Origin of the sequence: Streptomyces cavernae, from assembly GCF_004023625.1 — a bacterium.
GTDB classification, from domain to species: domain Bacteria; phylum Actinomycetota; class Actinomycetes; order Streptomycetales; family Streptomycetaceae; genus Streptomyces; species Streptomyces cavernae.
This window is the reverse complement of record NZ_RPDJ01000027.1, coordinates 114,497-138,630: the sequence shown is the minus strand read 5'-3', so window position 1 is coordinate 138,630 and position 24,134 is coordinate 114,497. Positions and strand designations below refer to the sequence as shown.

Genomic DNA, 24,134 nt, shown 5'->3' with positions numbered 1-24,134 from the left:
TCTTCTTCGTCTCGCCGTGAACCCCCCACTCACAGCAAGCCGTACTTACCGCAAAGCCGTTCCAGGGAGCCGTTGTCCATGAGCGCCGAGTCACCCGCTCAGAGTGAGCACTATCTCCGAGTCTTTCGGCGGAACTTCCGCGCATGGAGGGGCACCCGGCCGTTCTGGGCGGGCCTGTTCGTCCTGCTCTCCGGGTTCCCCATCGGGTACTTTCCGTACGCGAACCTCCAGCTCGGCCACCTGACCCTCACGATGGCGACCACCGCGGGGGCTGGTTCCCTGATCATCGGTGTACTGCTGGTCGTGCTCGGTGTGAGCCTGTGGTTCCAGAAGCACGTCCGTGTCTTCGCCGGTGTCGCCGCGATCCTGCTGGGGCTGGTCTCCCTCCCCGTCTCCAATATCGGTGGCTTCCTCATCGGCTTCCTGTTCGCCCTCGTGGGCGGAGCGATGGCCGTGTCGTGGGCGCCCGGTGTGCCCCCTGCGGACGCTCCCACCGAGGCGGGGCCCGCCGTCGGTGACGCGCCGCAGAGCGCGACCCCGCCTTCCGCGGACACAGAGGCACTGCCTGTCGTGGACATGGCGAAGCGGCCGAACGATCTGTCAGGAGCCGGCCCGCTGAACGGCGCGAACGGCGCGAACGGGAGGACCAGTGCCGGCTGACGAGGCGATCCACGGGGCGGAGGCGCAGCAGCCCCGTGCGAGAACCGGACCGCGGCACGCGGCTCCGAAGAAGCCGCTGTTCACCAGGATCCATATGCCGGCGGGCAAGGCGATGGCCATCGCCTCCATGCCGACGGCGATCATCATGGGGATGGGCTTCTCCACGCTGGCCCGTGCCGACGACAAGCCGTCGTCGTCGCCGAGCCTGTCCATCGACGAGTACCAGGACTGCGTCGAGGCCCTGGACGGCACCGAGGACGGCAAGGACGCGTCGGCCACGCCCTCGCCCTCCGCCTCGGCGAGCGAGTCCGCGTCCGAGGACTCCAAGGACTCCGACAAGGACAAGGACAAGGACGAGGACGCGGCGGATTCCCCGGACACCCCGACGGAGCCCGCGCCGTCCGCGAGCAGTGGCGCGGACTCCGGTTCGGGTTCGGACGCCGCGGACGACTCCGGCTCCTCCGAGGACAAGACCGAGCCCGCGCCGTCGGCGACCCAGGGGTCATCGGCCGCGAGCGAACCGACGGCCGAGGCCAACCCCGCGCCGGCCGAGGGCAGCGGCAACGTCCTCGAGGACATAGGCAAGGGGCTCGAGGAACTCGGCAAGGCGATCGAGGACGCCTTCACGCCCGGAGACAGCGAGACCGCGAGCGCGTCCCCCACGCCCTCGCCGTCCGCCTCCGCGGCCGAGGAAGCCGCCGAGAAGGCCGAGGACGCCGAGGACACGGCCGAGGACGCCAAGGACACGGCGAAGGACGCCGCGGACGAGCCCCAGAAGTCCATCGAGAACGAGCCGGACAAGGCCGCTTCGGCGGCGGCGGAGGAAGCGGAGGAGGAAGCCGAGGCCACTCCCTCCCCGAGCGCGTCCACGTCCGCGTCCCCCAGCCCTTCCGAGAGCGCCGGGATCGACCCGGACGACTGCCCGGCCGCCACGGACGAGGAGGGCGGCGTCGAGAAGATCGTCGCCCTGCCGGACGACCCCTGGTACCTGGACGCCAGCTCACTGCTGCTGAAGGGCGCCGACTACAAGGGCGTCGTCAAGGTGAAGACCGCCAACGGCACGGTCAAGGAGGCACTGAAGTTCGTGATCTCCGGCGGCACCGACATCGGTGACCTGCACCAGACGGTCAAGGACCCGATGTCCGGCAAGACCCACCACGTGCAGGCGGCCAAGGGCTCGACGTCCACGATCACCGACGGCGACACGGTCATGTACACCGAGAAGATCTCGGGCAACCTGTTCGGCCTGATCCCCGTCACCTTCAGCCCGGAGCATCCCCCGCCGCTGAACATCCCGCTGATCTACTTCACCAATGTGAAGGTCACCCAGGCCGGACAGTTCGGCGGCACGCTGCACGTACCGGGGCTGCACCAGTTCACGTCCGGCTGAGGGCGGGCCGGCAGGGCGAGTGCGAGGTGTGGGAGCGCCTGGCCGAACACCTGCCGTAGTGAACGAAGCGCCGAGGGCGCCCCCTGCCTCGCAGGGGGCGCCCTCAGCGGCTTACACGGGCCGGGCTCAGTGGTCCTTGGTCTCGCCCAAGTGGTGGACCCGCACCATGTTGGTGGTGCCGGGGACCCCGGGCGGCGAGCCGGCCGTCATCACCACGATGTCGCCCTCGTTGAAGCGCGCCATCTTGCGCAGTTCGCGGTCGACCAGGTCGACCATCTCGTCGGTGCTGTGCACGAACGGGACGACGTGCGAGTCCACGCCCCAGCTCAGCGTCAGCTGGTTGCGGGTGCCCTCGTCGGTGGTGAAGGCCTGGATCGGCTGGGCCGCGCGGTAGCGGGAGAGACGGCGGGCGGTGTCACCGGACTTGGTGAAGGCGACCAGGCCCTTGCCGCCGAGGAAGTCGGCGATCTCGCAGGCCGCGCGGGCCACCGAGCCGCCCTGGGTGCGGGGCTTCTTGCCGGGGACCAGGGGCTGCAGGCCCTTGGAGAGGAGTTCCTCCTCCGCGGCCTGGACGATCTTCGACATCGTCTTCACGGTCTCGACGGGGTACGCGCCCACCGACGACTCGGCGGACAGCATCACCGCGTCGGCGCCGTCCAGGATCGCGTTCGCCACGTCGGAGGCCTCGGCGCGCGTCGGGCGGGAGTTGGTGATCATCGACTCCATCATCTGGGTCGCCACGATCACCGGCTTGGCGTTGCGGCGGCACAGCTCGATGAGGCGCTTCTGCACCATCGGGACCCGCTCGAGGGGGTACTCGACGGCCAGGTCGCCGCGGGCCACCATCACACCGTCGAACGCCATCACGACGTCCTCCATGTTGGCGACGGCCTGCGGCTTCTCCACCTTGGCGATGACCGGGACCCGCCGGCCCTCCTCGTCCATCACCTTGTGGACGTCCTTGACGTCGTTCGCGTCCCGCACGAAGGACAGCGCCACCAGGTCGCAGCCCATCCTGAGGGCGAAGCGGAGGTCCTCGACGTCCTTCTCGGACAGCGCGGGCACGTTGACGGCCGCGCCGGGCAGGTTGATGCCCTTGTGGTCGGAGATGACGCCGCCCTCGACGACGATGGTCTTCACCCGGGTGCCGTCGACCTCGACCACCTTGAGCTCGACGTTGCCGTCGTTGATCAGGATCGGGTCGCCCTTGGAGACGTCACCGGGCAGACCCTTGTACGTCGTCCCGCAGATGTGCTTGTCGCCGGGGACGTCCTCGGTGGTGATGACGAACTCGTCACCGCGCTCCAGCTCGACCGGTCCCTCGGCGAAGGTCGCCAGCCGGATCTTGGGGCCCTGCAGGTCGGCGAGCACGCCGATGGCCTTGCCGGTCTCGTTGGCGGCGGCGCGGACCCGGTCGTAGCGGCCCTGGTGCTCGGCGTGGGTGCCGTGGCTGAAGTTGAAGCGGGCCACGTTCATGCCGGCTTCGATCATCGCGAGGAGCTTCTCGTGCGAGTCGACGGCGGGGCCCAGCGTGCAGACGATTTTGGAACGGCGCATGGGGCGATCCTATCGGTTTGTTTCGCTACGGAATATTCCGTCTAGCGGAAGATACAAAAGGGCGGGATGCCGCTCAGCTGAGGTTTATCCGAGTCCTGGAACCGAATCCCGGGATATCCCGCGGCCATTTCTCGGATCTCATTCGGCCGAGGTGTGCCGGCTTTCACCGCTGACCAGTGCGTACGTCTGTGTGGCGATCTCCAGTTCCTCGTCGGTCGGCACCACGGCCACCGCCACCCGCGCGCCGGCGGGGGAGATGAGTCTGGGCCCGTCCGCCCGTACGGCGTTCAGCTCCGGGTCGACCGCGAGCCCCAGCTCCTCGAGGCCCGCCAGCGCCGCCTCGCGCACCGGTGCCGCGTTCTCCCCGACCCCCGCGGTGAACGCCACCGCGTCCACCCGGCCGAGCACCGCGTAGTAGGCGCCGATGTATTTCCTCAGCCTGTGGATGTAGATGTCGAAGGCCAGCGCGGCCTGTTCGTCGCCCGCGTCGACCCGGCGGCGGATCTCCCGCATGTCGTTGTCGCCGCACAGACCGATCAGACCGCTCTTCTTGTTCAGCAGGACGTCGATGTCGTCCGCGGACATCCCGGCCACCCGCATCAGATGGAAGATGACCGCGGGGTCCAGGTCACCGGAGCGCGTACCCATCACGAGCCCCTCCAAGGGGGTCAGGCCCATCGAGGTCTCCACGCACCGCCCGCCCCGGACGGCCGAGGCGGACGCGCCGTTGCCCAGGTGCAGCACGATGACGTTCACCTCCCGCGGGTCCCTGCCCAGCAGCTTCGCCGTCGCACGGGAGACGTACGCGTGCGAGGTGCCGTGGAAACCGTAGCGGCGGATGCGGTGCTCGTCGGCCGTCCGCACGTCGATGGCGTAGCGCGCCGCGGACTCCGGCATCGTGGTGTGGAAGGCGGTGTCGAAGACGGCGACCTGCGGCAGGTCCGGGCGCAGTGACATGGCCGTGCGGATCCCGGTGAGGTTGGCCGGGTTGTGCAGCGGCGCCACCGGGACCAGCCGCTCGATCTCGGCGAGCACGGCGTCGTCGATCACGGTCGGCTCGGTGAAGGACATGCCCCCGTGCACCACGCGGTGGCCGATCGCCGCCAGATCCGGGGAGTCCAGGCCCAGCCCGTCCCGCTTCAGTTCCCCGGCGACCGCCTTCAGCGCGGCCTCGTGATCGGGGACCGCCCCGCCGGTCTCCCGCGGCTCGCCGCCGCCCGCCAGCGGGGTGTGCTTGAGCCGGCCGGACTCCTCCCCGATCCGCTCGACGAGGCCCACGGCCAGCCGACTGCGGTCGCGCATGTCGAGGAGCTGGTACTTCACCGACGACGAGCCGGAGTTGAGGACGAGAACGCGGGTGGGACTCACGGGATGGGTGCCTTCTGGGTCGGGTTACGGGGGCGGCCCGGCGGACGCGGGGCGGGCGGGACGGCGTCGTCAGGTGCCGGCGGGGACGTCCGCCGACGAGTGGTCCTGGGCCTGGATCGCCGTGATGGCGACGGTGTTGACGATGTCCCCGACGAGGGCACCGCGGCTCAGGTCGTTGACCGGCTTGCGCAGCCCCTGCAGGACCGGACCGACGGCGATCGCGCCGGCCGACCGCTGCACGGCCTTGTAGGTGTTGTTGCCGGTGTTGAGGTCGGGGAAGATCAGCACGCTGGCCTGACCCGCCACCTCGGAGTCCGGCAGCTTGGTGGCCGCGACGGACGGTTCGACGGCGGCGTCGTACTGGATCGGCCCCTCGATCTTCAGATCGCCGTGGCGCGCCCGCACCAGCTCGGTGGCCTGCCGCACCTTGTCGACGTCCGCGCCCGTGCCGGAGGTGCCGGTCGAGTACGAGAGCATCGCGATCCGCGGCTCGACCCCGAACTTCCGTGCCGTCGCGGCCGACTGGACGGCGACGTCGGCGAGCTGCTCCGCGTCCGGATCCGGGTTGACGGCGCAGTCCCCGTAGACGAGGACCTTGTCGGCCAGGCACATGAAGAAGACGGAACTCACGATCTTCGCGTCCGGCTTGGTCTTGATGATCTCGAATGCCGGGCGGATGGTCGCGGCCGTGGAGTGCACCGAGCCCGACACCATGCCGTCGGCGAGCCCCTCCTGGACCATCAGCGTGCCGAAGTAGTTGACGTCGGAGACGATGTCGTACGCCAGCTCCTCCGTGACGCCCTTGTGGGAGCGCAACTGGGAGTAGATCAGGGCGAACTGGTCGCGCAGCTCCGAGGTCCGCGGGTCGATGAGCTGGGCGTCCGCGAGGTCGACACCGAGGTCCGCGGCCTTCTTGCGGATCTGCTCGACGGGGCCGAGCAGGGTGAGGTCGCAGACCCCGCGGCGCAGCAGGACGTCGGCGGCCCGCAACACCCGTTCCTCGGTGCCCTCCGGCAGCACCACCCGGCGCTTGTCGGCCCGTGCCCGCTCCAGCAGCTTGTGCTCGAACATCATCGGGGTGACCCGGTCGCTGCTGGGCGCCGAGACCCTGCGCAGCAGCTCGGCGGTGTCCGCGTGCCGCTCGAACAGGCCCAGCGCGGTCTCCGCCTTGCGGGGCGTCGCCGCGCTCAACTTGCCCTCGAGGGTGAGGATCTCGGCCGCGGTCGGAAAGCTGTTGCCGGCCACGGAGACCACCGGGGTGCCGGGGGCGAGCCGGGCGGCGAGGGTGAGGATCTCGTCGCTGGGACGCTCGTCGAGGGTGAGCAGGACGCCCGCGATGGGCGGGGTGCCGGCGCTGTGCGCGGCCATCGCGCCCACCACCAGGTCGGCCCGGTCGCCCGGGGTCACCACCAGACAGCCCGGGGTCAGCGCACCCAGGAAGGTCGGCAGCATCGCACCGCCGAAGACGAAGTCCAGGGCGTCCCGGGCGAGGCCCGAGTCGTCGCCCAGCAGCACCTTGCCGTCGAGCGCGTGGGTGATCTGGGCGACGGTCGGGGCGCCCAGCGCGGGCTCGTCCGGCAGGACGTAACAGGGCACCGGGAGCAGCGCGCCCAGCCCCTCCGCCAGCTCGGCGCGGTCACCGGGGTCCACCCGGTTGACCACCATCGCCAGGACGTCGCAGCCGAGACCCTCGTAAGCGCGGAACGCGTTGCGGGTCTCGGCGCGCACGGAATCGGGGCTCTGCCGACGGCCGCCCACGACCGTGATCACCGAGGCGCCGAACTCGTTCGCCAGCCGGGCGTTGAGCGCCAGTTCGTCCGGGAACTGGGTGTCGGCGTAGTCGGTGCCGAGGACGAGGACGACCTCGTAGTCGCGGGCCACCCGGTGGAAGCGGTCGACCAGCTCGGAGACCAGTTCGTCGGTGCCGCGCTCGGCCTGCAGCGCGGACGCCTCGTGGTAGTCCAGGCCGTAGACCGTCGCCGGATCCTGCGCCAGCCGATAGCGGGAGCGCAGCAGCTCGAACAGCCGGTCGGGGGTGTCGTGCACCAGTGGTCGGAACACCCCCACACGGTCGACCTGGCGGGTCAGGAGCTCCATGACCCCCAGATCGATGACCTGGCGGCCGTCGCCCCGGTCGATCCCGGTCACGTACACGCTGCGCGTCACGCCGTGCTCTCCGTTTCGTCGCTGTCATCGGTGCTGCGCCGGGATCCGGTGCGCCGCCCGGATCCGAATCGCGTCCGGGTCCGGATCCGACGTGGACCGGGCCGGATCCGAAAGGGTCCGGGTCCGACGTGCCGGATCCGACATGGGTCCGGGACCGCCATGGGTCCGGGCCCGGGTTCGCCGTGGCCGGATCCGGTGGGCCGCCGACCGGTCGCGGGATCCAGTGTGCCGCCGAACCTCGGGCGGCGTCGCTCGACGCGGTGGCTCGATAAATTACCCAGCTGGGTGAGCTGTTCCCTCTTGACAATACCCTTGCGAGGGGCTAGCACACCCGTCGGTCGGGGTCCGGAACCGTCCGTGCCGGTGTCCGGGGCCCTGGAACGGACGGGAGTGGGTACTCGCGGGGCTTCCCGGCCCTGAAACGGGGGGCCTGTGGGCCATGGAACAATCGGATTGACTCACTCTTATCAGCCCACTCGTCACAGCACCGAGCAGGAGACACAGCACGATGCGCATCGGAGTCCTCACCGCGGGCGGCGACTGCCCGGGCCTGAACGCAGTGATCCGGTCCGTCGTCCACCGGGCGGTGGCCCACTACGGCGACGAGGTCATCGGTTTCGAGGACGGCTACGCCGGCCTGCTCGAAGGCCGCTACCAGAACCTCGACCTCGACGCGGTCGGCGGCATCCTGGCGCGCGGTGGCACCATCCTCGGCTCCTCCCGGCTGCAGCGTGACCGGCTCCGTGAGGCCTGCGACAACGCCCAGGACATGGCGCGGGAGTTCGGTATCGACGCGCTGATCCCGATCGGCGGCGAGGGCACGCTGACCGCGGCGCGGATGCTCTCCGACGCCGGTCTCCCGGTCGTCGGCGTCCCCAAGACGATCGACAACGACATCTCCTCGACGGACCGCACCTTCGGATTCGACACGGCCGTCGGGGTCGCCACGGAGGCGATGGACCGCCTGAAGACGACCGCCGAGTCACACCAGCGGGTGATGGTCGTCGAGGTCATGGGCCGGCACGCGGGCTGGATCGCGCTGGAGTCCGGTATGGCCGCCGGCGCCCACGGCATCTGCCTGCCCGAGCGCCCCTTCGACCCGGGCGATCTGGTCAAGATGGTCGAGGAGCGTTTCGCCCGCGGCAAGAAGTTCGCGGTCGTCTGCGTCGCGGAGGGCGCCCACCCCGTCGAGGGCAGCATGGACTACGGCCACGGTGAGATCGACCAGTTCGGCCACGAGCGCTTCCAGGGCATCGGCACGGCCCTCGCGTACGAGCTGGAGCGGCGGCTCGGCAAGGAGGCCAAGCCGGTCATCCTCGGCCACGTCCAGCGCGGTGGCACCCCCACCGCCTACGACCGCGTTCTCGCCACCCGCTTCGGCTGGCACGCCGTCGAGGCCGCCCACCGCGGCGACTTCGGCAGGATGACGGCACTGCGCGGCACGGACATCGTCATGGTGCCGCTGGCGGAGGCGGTCACGGAGCTGAAGACGGTGCCCAAGGACCGGATGGACGAGGCGGAGTCGGTCTTCTAGAGCTTCGACCCCGAGGCCAGGCTTCGGCTGCGCGCGGACGTCCTTGGGCCCCGAGGCGCCCGAGGCCTCCGAGGCGCCCGAAGTGGCCGAGGTGGCCGAATACACACTGTTGACAGGTCGTCATCGCAACCCAGGATGGCCAGGGACGAGCGTGGTCTCTGCCCGGTGGAGGAGCGATGACGGCTGTGAACAGGATTGACGGGCAGGTCCGCGAACGGCTGCTGGCTCCCAACTTCTGGCACATGGCGACCGTGGACGCGGACGGGGCGCCGCAGGTGGCGCCGATGTGGGCCGACCTCGAGGGCGAGTACGTCATGGTCAACACATCGGTGGGCCGGGTGAAGGCGGACAACCTCCGGCGCAACCCGAACGTCTCGCTCTCCCACCACGACACCGAGAACCCCTACGACCGGGTGGAGATCCGCGGCCGGGTCGTGCGGTTCGTGGAGGGCGAGGAGGCCGAGCGGTCGATGGACCGCCTGGCGAAGAAGTACATCGACGAGGACCGCTATCCCTGGCTGCTCCCCGGCGAGCGCCGCCTGATGATCCTGATCGAGCCGACCCGGGTGCGGCACGTGGTGGGAGTGGAGCCTTTCCGGCCGGGCATCCTCGCCCCCTGATGCTCCTCGCCTCTTGGCGGCTCCTTGCCTTTGTGGCGGCCTTCGTTGCTCGGCGCCTCCTTGCCTTTGGCGGCCCTCGTCGCTTTTCGGCTCATCGCCTCTTGGCGGCCCTCGCCCCCTTGACTGCCCTCGTTCCCTGGCGGCCGTCACTTCTTGACGGCCCTCGCCTCATAGCGGCCGTCAACCCTTGGCAGGTCCTCGCCCCTTGACGACCCCGCCCAGCGCGAACCCCCTCCCCGCCTGCGCGAGCAAGGCCGACGGGTGTAGGTGCGCCGAGTTGCATCCGCCTGGCCGACAGCGTGGTTGATGGGGCGTCACGCTGTTCGCGGGGCGCCACGGCGGCCCTGGGGGCCTTCCGCTACTGCCCCGTCACCCACCGGTAGTGCAACTCGGGCCTGCCCACCTGTCCGTACTGCGGGCTGCGCGCCGCCCGCCCCGCGTCCACGAGGTGTTCGAGGTACCGCCGCGCCGTGATCCGTGAGATGCCAACCGCCTCGGCCACGCCGGTGGCCGTCAGCCCGTCCTCCGCGTCGCGCAGCGTCCGCGTGACCCGTTCCAGCGTCGGCGCGCTCAGGCCCTTGGGCAGTGCCGCCGGTCCCGGCGCGCGGAGCGTGGCGAGCGCGCGGTCCACCTCGTCCTGGCCGCTCGCCTCGCCCGCCGCCGCGTGGAACTCCGCGTAGCGGATCAGCCGGTCGCGCAGTGTCGCGAAGGTGAAGGGTTTCAGCACGTACTGGACCACTCCCAGCGAGACCCCTTCCCGTACCACGGTGAGGTCCCGTGCCGACGTCACCGCGATCACGTCCGTCTGATGGCCGGCGGCCCGCAGTGAGCGCGCCAGCTGCAGACCGTGCACATCGGGCAGGTGCAGGTCCAGCAGCAGAAGGTCCACCTTCATCCGGTCCAGCGCCCGCCGCGCCTCCGCCCCGGTGTGCGCCTTGCCCACCGCAGTGAACCCGGGCACCCGCCCGACGTACAGGACGTGCGCGTCGGCCGCCACGGGGTCGTCCTCCACCACCAGCACGCGGATCGGATCGGTCATGCGTCGCCTCCGGAGAACTGGGCGGAGCCGCCCCTGTGCGGCTGCCACGCTGGGCGGGGTCTCATACAACGCCTCCGGAGGACTGTGCGGGCGCCGGGCCGGCGGCGGCCCCGGACGGCTCGGGCGAGGACACCGTAGGCAAGGGCAGCCGGGCCTCGAACTCCGCCCCGCCCCCGGCCGCCTCCGCCACCGTCAGCGAACCCTCGTGCCGGGCGACGGTCTGCCGGACCAGGGCCAGTCCCAGGCCCCGGCCGGCGGGCCCGGCCGGCTTCGTCGACCAGCCCCGCTCGAAGACCGCCTCGGCATGCGAAGGATCCACCCCGGGGCCGGTGTCGGCCACCCGCAGCACCAGCCCTGCGTCGTCGGTGAGCGCCGTGACGGTGACCCGGGCGCCGACCGTGCCCTGCGCCGCGTCCATCGCGTTGTCGATCAGATTGCCCAGTACGGTCACCAGATCGCGGGCGGGCAGCGCGTCGGGCAGCATGCCGTCGTCGATGCTGCTGTCCGGGGAGACCACCAGCTCCACGCCCCGCTCGTTGGCCTGCGCGGCCTTGCCCAGCAGCAGAGCCGCCAGCACCGGCTCGTTCACCGCCGCGACCACCTGGTCGGTGAGCGCCTGCGCCAGTTCCAGCTCGGCGGTGGCGAAGTCGATCGCCTCCTCGGCGCGGCCCAGCTCGATCAGGGACACCACTGTGTGCAGCCGGTTCGCGGCCTCGTGGGCCTGGGAACGCAGCGCCTGCGTGAAGCCGCGCTCGGAGTCCAGCTCGCCCATCAGCGACTGCAGCTCGGTCACATCTCGCAGAGTCACGACCGTGCCCCGGCGTTCGCCGCCCGACACCGGCGAGGTGTTCACCACCAGCACCCGGGTGCCGCTGAGATGGACCTCGTCCACCCGCGGCTCGGACGCCAGCAGCGCCCCGGTGAGCGGCTTGGGCAGCCCCAGCTCGGCCACGGACCGGCCCACCACGTCGTCGGACACTCCGAGCAGTTCCCGGGCGCCGTCGTTGATCAGCGCCACCCGGAACTGCCCGTCCAGCATCAGCAGCCCCTCCCGCACGGCGTGCAGCGCGGCCTGGTGGTAGTCGTGCTGCATGCTCAGCTCGGCCGCGTTCATGCCGTGCGTGTGGCGGCGCAGGCGCGCGTTGACGACGTACGTTCCCGCGCCCCCCAGGGCCAGTGCCCCGGCGGCCACCCCGAACAGCGCGGTCAGCTGGTCCTGCACACGGTCGGTTATGGCCTGCACCTTTATCCCCGCGCTGACCAGCCCCACGATCTTCCTGCCGTCCCGGATGGGTGTCACGGCCCGCACCGACCGACCGAGGGTGCCCTCGTACTCCTCCGTGAACGACTCACCCCGCAGGGCCGGCTTCGTGTGCCCCAGGAAGTGCTCGCCGATGCGCTCGGGATTGGGGTGGGTCCAGCGGATGCCCTTCGTGTTCATGATCGTGACGAAGTCGACCTCCGTGTCCCGCTGGACCTTGCTCGCGTACGGCTGGAGGGTCGCCGTCGGGTCGTCGGTGCGGATGGACGCCACCACGGAAGGGGCGTCCGCCACCGAGCGGGCGACGGCCATCGCCTGCCGGCGCGCCGCCTGGTTCGCCTGACTCTGGTCGCTCACATAGGTGAAGAGGGCGCATCCGGCCACCACGACGGCGATCAGCACGGCCTGCACGGCGAAGAGCTGACCTGCCAGGCTGCGGGGTTTGGGGACACCGGGCAAACGCATGTCCACAGTCTGCCTCGCCGTTGGCCGTATCCCGCCCCATGTTTCGTACAAGCGTGAACCGATTGTCGACCTCTCACTCGAATATGACGAATTTTGAGATTTGCCCGAATTGGGAGGGTCGCGAAGTGGCCATGCGGTTTCCCTCCGCCGCCTCCATTGATTACAAGTGAGCATCCGATGGCCTGGAGATGAGCGCGGAGTTCGGGAGACGGTGTCCTGGTCATCGGCGGTGGGACCGGCGTTCGTCCTGCCGTTTTGTGCGGTCTTGGCCGACCGTCACCGACTGCCGCCCGATGTACTAAATGAACGGAAGGGTGACGGCCCTCACAAGGCGGGAGATAGTCACCGTCAGTTCGGTTGCGCGTTTCCGAGCCGATCGATCGCCCTCGATCAGGGAACGCGACCCCCGGACTCCCCATTTCCCCCCGGACGTGAGCCGCACGCCGGTGACGCCGACGAAGACGTCAAGGAGGCAGCCGTGACGAGCACGCCAACGGCACCTGCCGCGCCCGCAGCAAAGCGGGACCGCACCCACTACCTTTACATCGCGGTGATCATCGCGGTGGTGCTCGGCATCGCCGTGGGCCTGATCTCCCCGGACCTCGGAGTCGAGCTGAAGCCGCTCGGCACGGGCTTCGTGAACCTGATCAAGATGATGATCTCGCCGATCATCTTCTGCACGATCGTGCTGGGCATCGGCTCCGTACGGAAGGCCGCCAAGGTCGGCGCCGTGGGCGGTATCGCCCTCGTCTACTTCCTGATCATGTCCCTGGTCGCCCTCGGCATCGGCCTGGTCGTCGGCAACATCGTGGAGCCCGGCACGGGTCTCGCGGTCACCGACGCCGTCAAGGAGACCGGCCAGGCCCAGGTCGACGCGGAGGCCAAGGACACCGTCGAGTTCCTGCTCGGCATCGTCCCCACCACGATCGTCTCCGCCTTCACCGGCGGTGAGGTCCTCCAGACACTGCTCGTCGCGCTGCTCGCCGGGTTCGCCCTGCAGGCGATGGGTGACGCCGGACAGCCCGTCCTGCGCGGCATCGAGCACATCCAGCGCCTCGTCTTCCGCATCCTCGCCATGGTGATGTGGGCCGCCCCGATCGGTGCCTTCGGCGCCATCGCCGCCGTCACCGGGTCCGCCGGACTGGACGCGCTCAAGAGCCTCGCGGTGCTGATGCTCGGCTTCTACGTCACCTGCTTCCTGTTCGTCTTCGTCGTGCTCGCCACGCTCCTGCGGATCATCGCGGGCCTGAACATCCTGACCCTCTTCAAGTACCTGGGCCGGGAGTTCCTGCTGATCCTGTCCACCTCCTCCTCCGAGTCCGCGCTGCCGCGCCTCATCGCGAAGATGGAGCACCTGGGCGTCAGCAAGCCGGTGGTCGGCATCACCGTCCCGACCGGCTACTCCTTCAACCTCGACGGCACCATGATCTACATGACCATGGCGTCCCTGTTCATCGCCGACGCCATGGGTACGCCAATGTCCGTCGGCGAGCAGATCTCGCTGCTGCTCTTCCTGCTGGTCGCCTCGAAGGGCGCGGCCGGTGTCACCGGTGCGGGTCTCGCGACCCTGGCCGGCGGTCTCCAGTCGCACAAGCCGGCCCTGGTGGACGGCATCGGCCTCATCGTCGGTATCGACCGCTTCATGAGCGAGGCGCGCGCCCTGACCAACTTCGCCGGCAACGCCGTGGCCACCGTGCTGATCGGCACCTGGACGAAGGAGATCGACAAGGAGCGCGTCGGTCAGGTACTGGCCGGCGAGCTGCCCTTCGACGAGAAGACCCTGCTGGACGAGGACGGCGACGGTCAGGCCGAACTGCCCGAGCAGGGCACCGAGAAGGAACTGGCGAAGGCCTAGTCCCGGACCGGTCGGACCGGCCGAACGGTCGAGGCCGGCCATGGGCCGGGTCCCACAAGACCGAGGGGCGGATGCGTCGGCGGACGCACCCGCCCCTCACCATGGGCCGGGACCGGACTCAGGGCTTGCGGGCCACCGCCCCGTACATCGCGATGTCCTCGTCGCGGATGTTCTGCTCGCCGGTGCCGTCCGGGCGCCACTTGTGGACCTGGACGATGCCGGGCTCGACGAGTTCGAGGCCCTCGAAGAACTCGTGGGCCTCGTCGATGGTGCGCAGCCGCATCGGCATGTTGCGGGCCGCGTACTCGCGGGCGACGCGTCCCACCTCCTCGGGGGCGAACTCGGCGGTGCCGATGGTCATCGCGAGGTAGCTGCCCGAGGGGAGGGGCTCCAGCAGCCGGCGGACGATGCCGACGGCGTCGTCCTCGTCCAGGACGAAGTGCACGATCGCGATCACGGTCAGCGCGACCGGCTTGCTCAGGTCGAGCGTGTCGCGGAACTCCTGCGAGTCGAGGATGGCCTCCGGGTGCTGGAAGTCGGCCTCGATGTACGCCGTCTTCCCCTCGGGCTTGCTGGACAGCAGGCCCTGGGAGAGGGTGAGGACGATCGGGTCGTTGTCCACGTAGACGACCCGGGACTCCGGGGCCACCGACTGGGCTATCTCATGGAGGTTCGGCGACGTGGGGATGCCGGTGCCGATGTCGAGGAACTGGCGCATGCCCGCCTCCTCGGCCAGCCAGCGCACCGCGCGGTTCATCCAGTCGCGGTTGGCCCGCATGTGGATGGGCAGCGCGGGCCACTCCCGCGACATGGCGTCGCCCGCTTCCTTGTCGGCGGGATAGAAGTCCTTCCCGCCGAGGATGTAGTCGTAGATCCGCGCGGAGTGCGCGTTCTCGGTGTCGATTCTGTCGGCCGGCCATCCGTTGTCGGGCAAGATCGCCCCTCCCATCGTCGTCGCTCACACCCGGCAGTCGAGCCGGGAAGCAGGTGTCGGCAGCAACTGCCGGGCAGTAGGTGTCAAGCAGTACAGAAAAAGGCCCCCGTTGTCACAACGGGCCTGTCAGAGAAGGAAGTCGGCAGCTCCCGCCTTGACTCCCCTGAGGAAGCTGGTCATTTCCGTCGGAGTGAAAACCAGGGCCGGGCCGTCGGGGTCGGTGGACTGCCGCAGCGCCACCCGGCCGTCGGTGAGCTTCTTCGCCTCGACGCAGGCGCCACCGGCGTCGTCGCTCCAGGGCTTGAACCAGCCCTGTGCGCCCAGGTCGCGGGACGGCATGCCGCTGCGGATGTGGAGGTGGTCTCGGATGTCGGCTACGTGGGGTTCGCGTTTGTGGGGGTCGCCAGTGGCGTCGTGCACTTCAGAGCTCCTTGCGTATTGCGCCGAGGAGGGCCTCGGTCTTTCTGGCGGGCGCCGACTGGGCGCCCAACCGGTCCAGGGCCTCGCGGTACACCAGCACGTCGTCGCCCTTGTCCAGATAGACCGCGCCGACGAGGCCGCTGAGGTAGACGATGTCCGGCAGTTCGGCGGCCCGGAACCGGAAGAGATGGAAGGCGCCGGCCCGCATCGCCGGATGCGGTCCGTTCCCGAACGGCATGACCTGCACGGTCACATGGGGCAGTCGGTTGAGCTCGATGAGATGGTCGATCTGGGCCCGCATCACCTCGGCGCCACCGACCGGCCAGCGCAGCACCGTCTCGTCCATCACCACCCACAACCGGGGCGGCGCCTCGCGGCACAGCAACTCCTGGCGGCGCATGCGCAGCGCTACCCGGCGTTCGGTGGCCTCGCTCGGCGCGTGCGGGTTGCCTGCGCCCAGCAGGGCCCGTGCGTACTCCTCGGTCTGCAGCAGGCCGTGGACGAACTGCGCCTCGTACGCGCGGATCTGCAGCGCCGCCTGTTCCAGGCTCAGATAGGCGGCGAACCAGTCCGGCATGACGTCGCGGTAGGTGTGCCACCAGCCGCGCTTGCTGGCCTCGCGGACCGACTTCAGGAAGGTGTCGATCTCCTGCTGGTCGCGCACGCCGTACGTGTGCAGGAGCTTCTCGACCTCCGCCGGTCTCAGACGGGCCACCTTGGCGGCTTCCATCCGGCGGATCGTCGAGTGACTGACGCCGATCGCCTGACCGGCCTCCTCGTACGTCAGGCCGGCCCGGGTGCGCAGCTCCTCCAGCTGCTTGCCGAGGATCATGCGCAGAACGGAGGGAGCGTCGCCCCAGGGGGTCTCCGTGGTCACGCGCTGCCTCCTCACGCCGGGCTCGACGGTTGCAGTCTGTCACGATCACCTGAAGGCGTGGCCAGAATGCACCCGGCGAATTGCAATTTTCAACTTGTTGGTTGCGAGGCGCTGTTGGCAGGTGACACAGTTGACCTACTGGCACCGCTCGGTGAACGAGACGACCCCCCAGGCCAGTTGAGAAGTGGTGGCCCGAACTCCGGCTTTCCGGCGGGGGTCAGGGCACCGAGCGGTGCTACACCGGCACCCTTCTGGTGCGAAGGCAGACGAAAGGCAACGGCCATGGCTCCGCCCTCTCCCCTCCTGCCTTCGGATTCCTCCCCCCTCCTGCCGTCGGATCCGCCGCCACTGGAGAAGTCCCCACAGCCGGCCGGGACGTTCGTACTGCCTGCGGCTCCGGCCTCGGTGGCCGTCGCGCGCAGGAACGTTCGCGCGCTACTGGGCGACTGGGGAGTACCCGAGGACGTCAGCGACGACGCGCTTCTGGTGGTCTCCGAACTCGTCACCAACGCCATCAGATACGCCGGCGGTGACGAAATAGCGTGCACGCTCCGTCACTCTCCGCAACGGCTGCGGATCGAGGTGGAGGACCAGATCCAGGGCTGCACCCGCCCGACCCGACTGTGTCCGTCCCCCGACGACCAGAGCGGCCGGGGCCTGCTGCTGGTGGGCGGGGTGAGCACCGACTGGGGCGTCAGGGAGACCGCCGAGGGGGCGGGCCGCGTGGTGTGGGCGGACCTGTCGACGACGGAACACCCGGAGTCGGATGCGGACGCGGAGCCGGATGCACGGCCGGCGCCCGCGTCGGCGGTGGAGTCAGCGGCGGAGCCGGACGCACGGCCGGCGCCCGAGTCGGCGGGGGAGCCGGAGTCGGAGTTGTTCGGTGTCGTGCCGGGCGTGCGTGTCCGGGAGTCGGCGCAGGGGTCTTTGCCGGGGGCGGCGGCCCCCGCGGAGTCGTCCTGGCCGGAGCCCCGTGCGGAGTCGTCAGGGGCGGCGGTGGGCGCGGAGTCGTCCGCCGAGGCGTCCCGGGCGGTGCCGCCCGCGGCGGCCGTCGGCGGGGAGGGCCGTTCCCTTGAGGGGGAGGGCCTGTCCGCTGAAGGGGAGGGCCAGTCCCCCGACGGGAAGGGCCAGGAAGGGTTACCCGCGCACAGAGGATTCGTGGCCTCGGTGCCCGCGCAGGTCTCGCGCGCGGCCCGGCCCCTGACGACCGGTACCGCTCCGCTGCTCTGGCCTCCGGCCGAGGTGCCGGTGCTCCGTTGCCCCGCCGAGGTGCCGGTGCTCCGTCCCCATGCCGAGACGCCGGTGCGTCGTCCCCCGGCCGAGGAGGCCGTGACGCATGCACACCGCTGACGCCGACACGCGGTCGCCGTCCGACGGCACCGTCTCAGGAGCCAGTCGGCTGGTACTGCCGGCCGGGATGCCCGCGGGACTCGGCTACGACGCCGTGGGCACGCCCCTGGAGTACGGGGAGCGCATTCTGGCGTGTCTGCCCCGCGCGGGCTGCGTCTTCGCGGACAGCCGGTGGTGGTGGTGGATCGTCCCCGCCGGCTCGAACATCGACGTCGACTGGCCCGCCGCCGCGCACTACGCGGTCGACGCGCGGGTGCCCGACGCGTCCTGGGGGACCGTGCGCCGACGGCTGATCCACCGTCCCGGCGGCGATTCCCCCTACACCCCGCCCATCCCCCTCTACTTCATGGTCTGCCACATCGCGGGCGTGCGGCCCCACTGGTTCGTCCAGCCCTGACCGGCCCGCCCGCACGGCCCCTCACCGCTCCCTGCCTGCTGCCTTACCTTTTGGTGAGTATCTGAGCAAATAGTCGGTACTTGTGGGGAGTTGGGCGGCGCATCAGCATGGTCGGCATGACCAACGATCTTGCGAACACCGCGACCACTCCCGTATCCGTCCTCGGCCTCGGCGCCATGGGCCAGGCGCTCGCCGCCGCGTTCCTGCGGGCCGGCCACCCCACCACCGTCTGGAACCGCACCCCGGGCAAGGACGGCGAACTGACCGCCCGCGGCGCCGTCCGCGCCACGACGGCCCAGGAGGCCGTAAAGGCTGCCGAGTTGGTGGTGATCTGTGTGGTCGACTACGCGGCGGCCCGCGCCATCATGGAAACGGTCGCCGGTGAACTGCCCGGCCGTCTCCTGGTCAACCTCACCTCCGACACCCCGGAACGCGCCCGTGCCGCCGCCGACTGGGCGCAGCAGCACGGTATCGAATGTCTGAACGGCTCGATCATGGTGCCCGTGCCGGTGATCGGATCGCCCGAGGCGCTGTTCTTCTACAGCGGCCCGCGCGCCGTCTACGACAAGTACGAGACGGCGCTGAAGGCGCTCGGCGGACGCCCCGCCCACGTCGGCGAGGACCACGGCCTCGCCGCCGTCTACGACATGGCACTGCTCGACTACTTCTACGGCGCCATGGGCGGACTGGTGCACGCCTTCGCGCTGGCCGGCGCTGACGGGGTGCGCGCGGGCGACCTCGCTCCGTACCTCGACACCATCACCGCCATCATGCCGCCCATCGTGGCAGGCACCGCCCAGGACATCGACGCGGGCCACTACCCGGGCGAGGCCGCCAACCTCGCCATGATGGCGGCGGGCTCCGGCCACGTCCTGGAGACCGCCGAACACCGTGGCCTCGACGTCGGCGTCCTGCGCTCGGTGAAGGCGCTCGCGGACCGGGCCGTCGCACGCGGCCACGGGGCCGACAGCTGGGCGAGCATCTTCGAGGTGCTGCACAAGCCCTGAACTCCGGCCTGCGAAGGGATCGTTCGGGGCTGCGGTGGTGAAACCCTTTGACCGACCCGCTCATCCGGCACCAGTCTGGAGGCCGTACCAGTCCGGGAGCCGGCACCGGCCTGGGAGCCGGACCAGTCCGGGAGCCGGCACCGGTCCGGGAGGCCGGACGACGGGGGAGGCGTGTCATGGGGGACCAGTACGAGACCACGGACCGGACCACGGGTGAGACATCCGGCGAGACCACCGTTGAGACGACCGGTGTGCCGTCGGGTGGGGCCCCGGGCCAGACCTCGGGCCAGACCTCGGTCGGGGCCGAAGGCAGGGCGGCCCTGCCGCTCGACCGCGTCAGCGAGCTCTTCTTCGAGTTCCTCCAGGCGGTGGCGCATCCCAGGAACCAGGACGCCGCGGCCGGCCGCAACCTCGCCGAGCGGCTGAAGGCCCATCTCGGCGCCGGGTTCCGCGACAAGCCCGTGGTCAAGGCCGCCTACCCGCCGTACGACCTGCCCAATGTGCATCTCGCGCTGGAGCGCTGGTTCGCCGCCGAGGGCAGATCGCATGAGCTGATCGGAATGACCGGGGCGACGCACCGCGGTGACTTCACGCTCGGCGAGATCATCGAATCCTCGGAACGTTACGACCGGTTCGTGCTCGGCGCCGTCGACTACGCGCTGCTGCCCGTCTCGCCCGACGCCGAACTCGCCTGCGTCTCCTTCGGGTTCTACCTCGGTGAGGAAGGCGACGAGCGGTTCGCGGTACTGCTGCGCGGACCGGCGGACGAATACGGGCGCAACAAGGTCGAGATCGAAGTCCTCGCCCGGCGAAAGGAGTTCGCGGACCGGCTGCTCGCCGAGATCGACGAACTGGTGCGCGAGCACAACATCTTCCGCGGTCAGGTGCTGTCCTTCGAGGGCTCCGAGTTCGGTCACGGCCTCGGTCCGTTCCGCTTCCACCGCCGCCCCGGGCTCAGCCGGGACGACATCGTGCTGCCGGCCGGGCTGCTGGAGCGCGTCGAGCGGCAGGTGGTCGGCGTCGCCCGGCGCCGTGAACGGCTGCTCGCGGCGGGCCAGCACCTGCGCCGAGGACTCCTCCTCTACGGCCCGCCCGGTACCGGCAAGACGCACACCATCCGCTATCTCCTCTCGCATCTCCCGGAGTTCACGGTCGTCCTGCTCGCCGGGACCACCATCGAGGCGATAGCCCCGGCCTGTGCGCTCGCCCGGATGCTCCAGCCCGCGCTCGTCGTGCTGGAGGACTGCGACCTGGTCGCGGAGTCGCGTGACTTCGGCGGCGGCGAGGAGCCGCTGCTCTTCCAGGTGCTGAACGAGATGGACGGTCTCGGCGACGACGCCGACGTGGCGTTCCTGCTCACCACCAACCGAGCCGACCTGCTGGAGCCCGCGCTCGCCCAGCGGCCCGGCCGGGTGGACCTCGCGGTCGAGATCCCGCTCCCGGACGCCGCGGGACGCGCCCGGCTGCTGGGCCTGTACGGTGCCGGACTCGGCCTCGGCAAGGAGATCACCGACGAACTCGTCGTCCGCACCGAGGGCACGACGGCGTCCTTCACCAAGGAACTGGTGCGGCGCGCTGTCCTGCTCTCCGCCGAACGCGAGGCGGAGCGCACGGAACCGGAGGACTTCCGGGCGGCCGTCGACGAACTCCTCTCGGACCGGGACCGGCTGACGCGGCGCCTGCTCGGAGTACGGGACGCGGACGGCGACGAGCGGGATGCCAGGGACCAGGGCGAGGACGAAGGCGAGGGAGAGCAGGGGGACTCGGCCGCCGACACGGCCGAGGACGACGGCTACTGGTTCGCGGGCCCCCGGCCCTCGGCCTCCCGAGGCCCATGGGCCGCACCGGTCCCATCACCCCGCCCGCGCCCCATACCGCCGACGGGGCCCTCGCCGGGCGTTCAAGGTGGTGCCTGACGTCGGTTGCCTTGACGTCGGCGTCAAGCCCTACCGTCGTCGTATGCGAATCGGCGAGCTGGCGGAACGCGCCGGGACCACCACGCGGGCGCTGCGGTACTACGAGGCGCGGGGGCTGTTGCCCGCGCGGCGGAACAGCAACGGGTACCGGACCTATGACGAGCACGACCTGAAGCTGCTGCGGCAGATACGGACGTTGCAGGACTGCGGGTTCGACCTGGAGGAGACCCGGCCCTTCGTCGAGTGTCTGCGGGCGGGGCACCCGGAGGGCGACTCGTGTCCCGCCTCGCTCGCGGTCTACCGGCGCAAGCTGAGCGAACTCGACGCGCTGATCGGGGAGTTGCAGGCCGTACGGGCCACGGTCGGGGCGCAGTTGGCGAGGGCCGAGAGGGCGCGGGACGCGCTGGCCGCCGAGGCGGAGGTTCCGGGGGGTCCGGAGCCCGGGTGCGAGCTGGGAGGGCAGGGGCTGTGATCAGGGCGGCAGGAGTGGCCGAGGTGACGGATGCCGATTTCGAGGCGGAGGTGATGTGCTCCGAGTTGCCCGTGCTGGTGGAGTTCACCGCCGACTGGTGCCCGCCGTGCCGGCAGATGGGACCGGTGCTGAGTGATCTCGCGGCCGAGCAGAGCGGCCGGCTGAAGGTGGTGCAGCTGGACGTGGACACCAATCCGGAGACGACCAACGCCTTCCGGGTGCTGTCCATGCCGACGTTCATGGTGTTCCGCGGTGGCGAGCCGGTGAAGTCGATGGTGGGCGCCCGGCCCAAGCGCCGGCTCCTTGAGGAGTTGTCCGACGTGCTGTGATCGGCCGGTTCGTGCCGACGTGACCGGGCCCGTTCAGGCGATGCGTGCACAAAAAATCCCCCGAGCAATTGCGCTCGGGGGATTTTCGTGCGTATATTCAATGGTTCGCGACTTACGCTAATTCAGTCGCGGAGAAGTGCAGTGAACACAGTATATCCGGGCGGGAGCGGAATTGTCAAACAGCGGCGCACACAAAGAATTCCCCGACGTTGAATTGCGGCATGAGCAGGAATTCATCGACGGGCTGTACGCGCGCGTCGACGCTCTGCGTGGCGGCACCGAGACCTCCGTCGCGGACGCGCTCGCGCAGGGCCACACGCCCAGGCAGGCCCGCCTGGAGCGGGACATCCTGGTCGCGGAGCGCTCCGGTCTGCTCGCCGCGCTGAACGCCGTCGAGGGATCCCTCTGCTTCGGCCGGATCGATCTCACCGACGGCGTCCACCACCACATCGGCCGGATCGGGATCCGCGCCGACGACACCGAGCACACCCCGATCCTCATCGACTGGCGGGCCCCGGTCGCCCGCCCCTTCTACCTGGCCACCGGCCACACCCCGATGGGTCTGCGCCGCCGCCGGCACATCACCACCGACGGCCGCCGGGTCACCGCCCTGCACGACGAGATCCTCGACCTCGGCGACCGGGAACGCACCGGCCACGAAGACCCCAGCGGAGACGCCGTCCTGCTCGCCGCGCTCGACTCCGCCCGCACCGGCCGCATGCACGACATCGTGCAGACGATCCAGGCCGACCAGGACCGCATCATCCGCGCCCCGCACGAGGGCGTCCTGGTCGTCGAGGGCGGCCCCGGCACCGGCAAGACGGCCGTGGCGCTGCACCGGGCCGCCTACCTCCTCTACGAACACCGCGAACTGCTCGCCAAGCGGGCCGTCCTGATCGTCGGCCCCAACCCCGCCTTCCTCGGCTACATCGGCGAGGTACTGCCCTCCCTCGGCGAGACCGGGGTTCTCCTCGCGACCGTCGGCGAACTGTTCCCCGGCGTGAAGGCGACCGCGACCGACACCCCGGAGGCGGCCCGGGTCAAGGGCCGCGCCGACATGGCCGACGTACTCGCCGCCGTCGTACGCGACCGGCAGGCGCTGCCCGACCCGGTGATCGCCATCGAGCACGACCGGGAGGTCCTGATGCTCGACGACGACCTCGTACGTGTCGCCCGGGACCGCACCCGCGAGGCGGAGCTCCCGCACAACGCGGCCCGCGAGTACTTCGAGGGCTACATCCTCAACACGCTCACCGACATGGTCGCCGAACGCATCGGCACCGACCCGTACGACGGCAGCAACCTGCTCGACGCGAGCGACATCACCCAGATCCGCGACGAACTGGACGAGAACCCCGAAGTCTGGTCGGCCATCGACCAGTTGTGGCCGCGGCTGACCCCGCGACGCCTCGTCGCCGACTTCCTCGCCGAACCCGAGGGATACCTCTGCGACGAGGACGCCGCCGCCGTCCGCCGCCCGGTCACCCGCGCCTGGACCCCCGCCGACATCCCCCTCCTCGACGAGGCCGCCGAACTCCTCGGCGAGGACGACCGGGTGGCCCGCGCCCGCGCGGACCGCGAGCGGGAGGCCCAGATCGCCTACGCGCAGGGCGTGCTCGACGTCTCCTACGCCTCCCGCACCTACGAGTTCGAGGACAAGGAGGACGGCGACCCCGACGCCTCCGAGGTCCTCTCCGCACACGACATCATCGACGCCGAACGGTTCGCCGAGCGGCAGGAGGAGGCGGACCACCGCAGCGCCGCCGAACGCGCGGCGGCCGACCGCACCTGGACGTTCGGGCACATCGTCGTGGACGAGGCGCAGGAGCTCTCCGCGATGGCCTGGCGGCTGCTCATGCGGCGGATCCCGACCCGGTCGATGACCCTCGTGGGCGACCCGGCGCAGACCGCCGAGGAGGCCGGCGTCGGCGCCTGGGCGGACATCCTCGCGCCCTACGTGGAGGACCGCTGGAAGCACACCCGGCTCGGCGTCAACTACCGCACCCCGGCGGAGATCATGGAGCTGGCGGCCGAGGTGCTGCGCGCGGAGAACCCGGACTTCGAACCGCCGAGTTCGGTCCGCTCCACGGGTGTTCGCCCCTGGATCCGTGCGACGGACGACCTCCCCGGCGCCGTGGCGAAGGCGGTCGCGGAACTGACCCCGACCGAGGGCCGGCTCGCCGTGATCGCCCCGCGCGAGCTGCACCGGAGGCTGGCCGCACGGCTCGACGGGGTCACCGCGGACGCGGAACCGGACCTGACGCACACGGTCGTCCTCCTAGACCCCCGGCAGTCCAAGGGGCTGGAGTTCGACTCGGTCCTGGTGGTCGAGCCCGCACGGTTCGGCACGAGCGATCTGTACGTGGCGCTGACCCGGGCGACCCAGCGGCTGGGGGTGTTGCACACGGGAGAGCCGGGGCCACTGGGGCGCGGACGATTGGCGGACCCGGATTCGCCACTTCTCTCCCGGTGATCTCCGCGTCCCTCCGCGTGATCACCAACGCGTAACAGTTGTCG

General features: G+C 70.5%; 20 protein-coding genes. 12 read left to right on the top strand and 8 right to left on the bottom strand.

Annotated features, from left to right (window positions below; translation table 11 throughout):
• The first annotated feature begins 78 nt into the window (after nucleotides 1-78).
• Nucleotides 79-660 (top strand): DUF6114 domain-containing protein, encoded by a 582-nt coding sequence (locus EF387_RS32165; protein ID WP_128380175.1) that lies wholly within the window; start codon nucleotides 79-81, stop codon nucleotides 658-660.
• Nucleotides 650-2,050 carry a hypothetical protein gene (locus tag EF387_RS32160; RefSeq protein WP_128380174.1) on the top strand — a complete coding sequence of 467 codons (1,401 nt, stop codon included), beginning with the start codon at nucleotides 650-652 and terminating at the stop codon, nucleotides 2,048-2,050. The genes EF387_RS32165 and EF387_RS32160 overlap by 11 nt, the downstream gene beginning before the upstream one ends.
• Nucleotides 2,051-2,176: 126 nt before the next feature.
• Here the strand turns inward: EF387_RS32160 and pyk are convergent, their stop codons facing one another.
• The 3 genes from pyk to pta all read right to left on the bottom strand — a co-directional run bounded on the left by pyk (nucleotide 2,177) and on the right by pta (nucleotide 7,141).
• Nucleotides 2,177-3,607 (bottom strand): pyruvate kinase, encoded by a 1,431-nt coding sequence (gene pyk, locus EF387_RS32155; protein ID WP_128380173.1) that lies wholly within the window; start codon nucleotides 3,605-3,607, stop codon nucleotides 2,177-2,179.
• Nucleotides 3,608-3,745: 138 nt separating this feature from the next.
• On the bottom strand, nucleotides 3,746-4,975 hold the full coding sequence (locus tag EF387_RS32150) for an acetate kinase (protein ID WP_128380172.1): 1,230 nt from the start codon (nucleotides 4,973-4,975) through the stop codon (nucleotides 3,746-3,748).
• Nucleotides 4,976-5,044: 69 nt separating this feature from the next.
• The gene (pta, locus tag EF387_RS32145; RefSeq protein WP_128380171.1) at nucleotides 5,045-7,141 is read right to left on the bottom strand and encodes a phosphate acetyltransferase; all 2,097 of its coding nucleotides are present in this window, start codon (nucleotides 7,139-7,141) and stop codon (nucleotides 5,045-5,047) included.
• Nucleotides 7,142-7,649: 508 nt separating this feature from the next.
• On the opposite strand from pta, the gene EF387_RS32140 reads away from it, so the two are divergent.
• Both EF387_RS32140 and EF387_RS32135 read left to right on the top strand, forming a co-directional pair.
• Nucleotides 7,650-8,675: an ATP-dependent 6-phosphofructokinase gene (locus tag EF387_RS32140; protein ID WP_128380170.1), complete on the top strand. Its 1,026-nt coding sequence runs from the start codon at nucleotides 7,650-7,652 to the stop codon at nucleotides 8,673-8,675.
• Nucleotides 8,676-8,860: 185 nt separating this feature from the next.
• Entirely contained in the window at nucleotides 8,861-9,295 is a 435-nt protein-coding gene (locus EF387_RS32135; protein ID WP_128380169.1) for a PPOX class F420-dependent oxidoreductase, read from the top strand.
• A 358-nt stretch (nucleotides 9,296-9,653) separates the two neighbouring features.
• Here EF387_RS32135 and EF387_RS32130 read toward each other — a convergent pair whose 3' ends face one another.
• Nucleotides 9,654-10,334: a response regulator gene (locus tag EF387_RS32130; protein WP_128380168.1), complete on the bottom strand. Its 681-nt coding sequence runs from the start codon at nucleotides 10,332-10,334 to the stop codon at nucleotides 9,654-9,656.
• A gap of 61 nt (nucleotides 10,335-10,395) precedes the next feature.
• Nucleotides 10,396-12,060, bottom strand: coding sequence for a sensor histidine kinase (locus EF387_RS32125; RefSeq protein WP_128380167.1), 1,665 nt, complete (start codon nucleotides 12,058-12,060; stop codon nucleotides 10,396-10,398).
• Nucleotides 12,061-12,538: 478 nt separating this feature from the next.
• On the opposite strand from EF387_RS32125, the gene EF387_RS32120 reads away from it, so the two are divergent.
• Nucleotides 12,539-13,915: a cation:dicarboxylate symporter family transporter gene (locus tag EF387_RS32120; RefSeq protein ID WP_128380166.1), complete on the top strand. Its 1,377-nt coding sequence runs from the start codon at nucleotides 12,539-12,541 to the stop codon at nucleotides 13,913-13,915.
• A 118-nt stretch (nucleotides 13,916-14,033) separates the two neighbouring features.
• Here the strand turns inward: EF387_RS32120 and EF387_RS32115 are convergent, their stop codons facing one another.
• From EF387_RS32115 to EF387_RS32105, 3 genes are all read right to left on the bottom strand, one after another.
• Complete coding sequence (locus EF387_RS32115; RefSeq protein ID WP_128380165.1) at nucleotides 14,034-14,849, bottom strand: SAM-dependent methyltransferase; 816 nt, start codon at nucleotides 14,847-14,849, stop codon at nucleotides 14,034-14,036.
• Between the two features lie 126 nt (nucleotides 14,850-14,975).
• Nucleotides 14,976-15,188 carry a DUF397 domain-containing protein gene (locus EF387_RS32110; RefSeq protein WP_128380248.1) on the bottom strand — a complete coding sequence of 71 codons (213 nt, stop codon included), beginning with the start codon at nucleotides 15,186-15,188 and terminating at the stop codon, nucleotides 14,976-14,978.
• 82 nt (nucleotides 15,189-15,270) lie between these two features.
• Entirely contained in the window at nucleotides 15,271-16,146 is an 876-nt protein-coding gene (locus EF387_RS32105; protein ID WP_128380164.1) for a helix-turn-helix domain-containing protein, read from the bottom strand.
• A gap of 282 nt (nucleotides 16,147-16,428) precedes the next feature.
• On the opposite strand from EF387_RS32105, the gene EF387_RS32100 reads away from it, so the two are divergent.
• The 7 genes from EF387_RS32100 (at nucleotide 16,429) to EF387_RS32070 (ending at nucleotide 24,090) form a co-directional block, all read left to right on the top strand.
• The gene (locus tag EF387_RS32100; RefSeq protein ID WP_162467242.1) at nucleotides 16,429-17,496 is read left to right on the top strand and encodes an ATP-binding protein; all 1,068 of its coding nucleotides are present in this window, start codon (nucleotides 16,429-16,431) and stop codon (nucleotides 17,494-17,496) included.
• The gene (locus EF387_RS32095) at nucleotides 17,483-17,893 is read left to right on the top strand and encodes a hypothetical protein (RefSeq protein ID WP_128380162.1); all 411 of its coding nucleotides are present in this window, start codon (nucleotides 17,483-17,485) and stop codon (nucleotides 17,891-17,893) included. The genes EF387_RS32100 and EF387_RS32095 overlap by 14 nt, the downstream gene beginning before the upstream one ends.
• A gap of 116 nt (nucleotides 17,894-18,009) precedes the next feature.
• Nucleotides 18,010-18,900, top strand: a complete 891-nt coding sequence (locus EF387_RS32090; RefSeq protein ID WP_238431824.1) for an NAD(P)-dependent oxidoreductase — start codon at nucleotides 18,010-18,012, stop codon at nucleotides 18,898-18,900.
• Between the two features lie 176 nt (nucleotides 18,901-19,076).
• Entirely contained in the window at nucleotides 19,077-20,816 is a 1,740-nt protein-coding gene (locus tag EF387_RS32085) for an AAA family ATPase (RefSeq protein WP_128380160.1), read from the top strand.
• A gap of 43 nt (nucleotides 20,817-20,859) precedes the next feature.
• Nucleotides 20,860-21,288, top strand: coding sequence for a MerR family transcriptional regulator (locus tag EF387_RS32080; RefSeq protein ID WP_128380159.1), 429 nt, complete (start codon nucleotides 20,860-20,862; stop codon nucleotides 21,286-21,288).
• 14 nt (nucleotides 21,289-21,302) lie between these two features.
• On the top strand, nucleotides 21,303-21,617 hold the full coding sequence (locus tag EF387_RS32075) for a thioredoxin family protein (protein WP_162467245.1): 315 nt from the start codon (nucleotides 21,303-21,305) through the stop codon (nucleotides 21,615-21,617).
• A gap of 154 nt (nucleotides 21,618-21,771) precedes the next feature.
• Nucleotides 21,772-24,090 (top strand): HelD family protein, encoded by a 2,319-nt coding sequence (locus EF387_RS32070; RefSeq protein WP_128380157.1) that lies wholly within the window; start codon nucleotides 21,772-21,774, stop codon nucleotides 24,088-24,090.
• The last annotated feature ends 44 nt before the right edge of the window (nucleotides 24,091-24,134 follow it).

What these genes read in the sequence shown, in the direction of transcription:
- EF387_RS32090 (WP_238431824.1), top strand. Translation starts at nt 18,010, where the DNA reads ATGACCAACGATCTTGCGAACACCGCGACCACTCCCGTATCCGTCCTC.
- EF387_RS32165 (WP_128380175.1), top strand. Translation starts at nt 79, where the DNA reads ATGAGCGCCGAGTCACCCGCTCAGAGTGAGCACTATCTCCGAGTCTTT.
- EF387_RS32085 (WP_128380160.1), top strand. Translation starts at nt 19,077, where the DNA reads ATGGGGGACCAGTACGAGACCACGGACCGGACCACGGGTGAGACATCC.
- EF387_RS32125 (WP_128380167.1), bottom strand. Translation starts at nt 12,060, where the DNA reads ATGCGTTTGCCCGGTGTCCCCAAACCCCGCAGCCTGGCAGGTCAGCTC.
- EF387_RS32080 (WP_128380159.1), top strand. Translation starts at nt 20,860, where the DNA reads ATGCGAATCGGCGAGCTGGCGGAACGCGCCGGGACCACCACGCGGGCG.
- EF387_RS32130 (WP_128380168.1), bottom strand. Translation starts at nt 10,334, where the DNA reads ATGACCGATCCGATCCGCGTGCTGGTGGTGGAGGACGACCCCGTGGCG.
- EF387_RS32100 (WP_162467242.1), top strand. Translation starts at nt 16,429, where the DNA reads ATGGCTCCGCCCTCTCCCCTCCTGCCTTCGGATTCCTCCCCCCTCCTG.
- EF387_RS32095 (WP_128380162.1), top strand. Translation starts at nt 17,483, where the DNA reads ATGCACACCGCTGACGCCGACACGCGGTCGCCGTCCGACGGCACCGTC.
- EF387_RS32110 (WP_128380248.1), bottom strand. Translation starts at nt 15,188, where the DNA reads ATGCCGTCCCGCGACCTGGGCGCACAGGGCTGGTTCAAGCCCTGGAGC.
- EF387_RS32140 (WP_128380170.1), top strand. Translation starts at nt 7,650, where the DNA reads ATGCGCATCGGAGTCCTCACCGCGGGCGGCGACTGCCCGGGCCTGAAC.
- pyk (WP_128380173.1), bottom strand. Translation starts at nt 3,607, where the DNA reads ATGCGCCGTTCCAAAATCGTCTGCACGCTGGGCCCCGCCGTCGACTCG.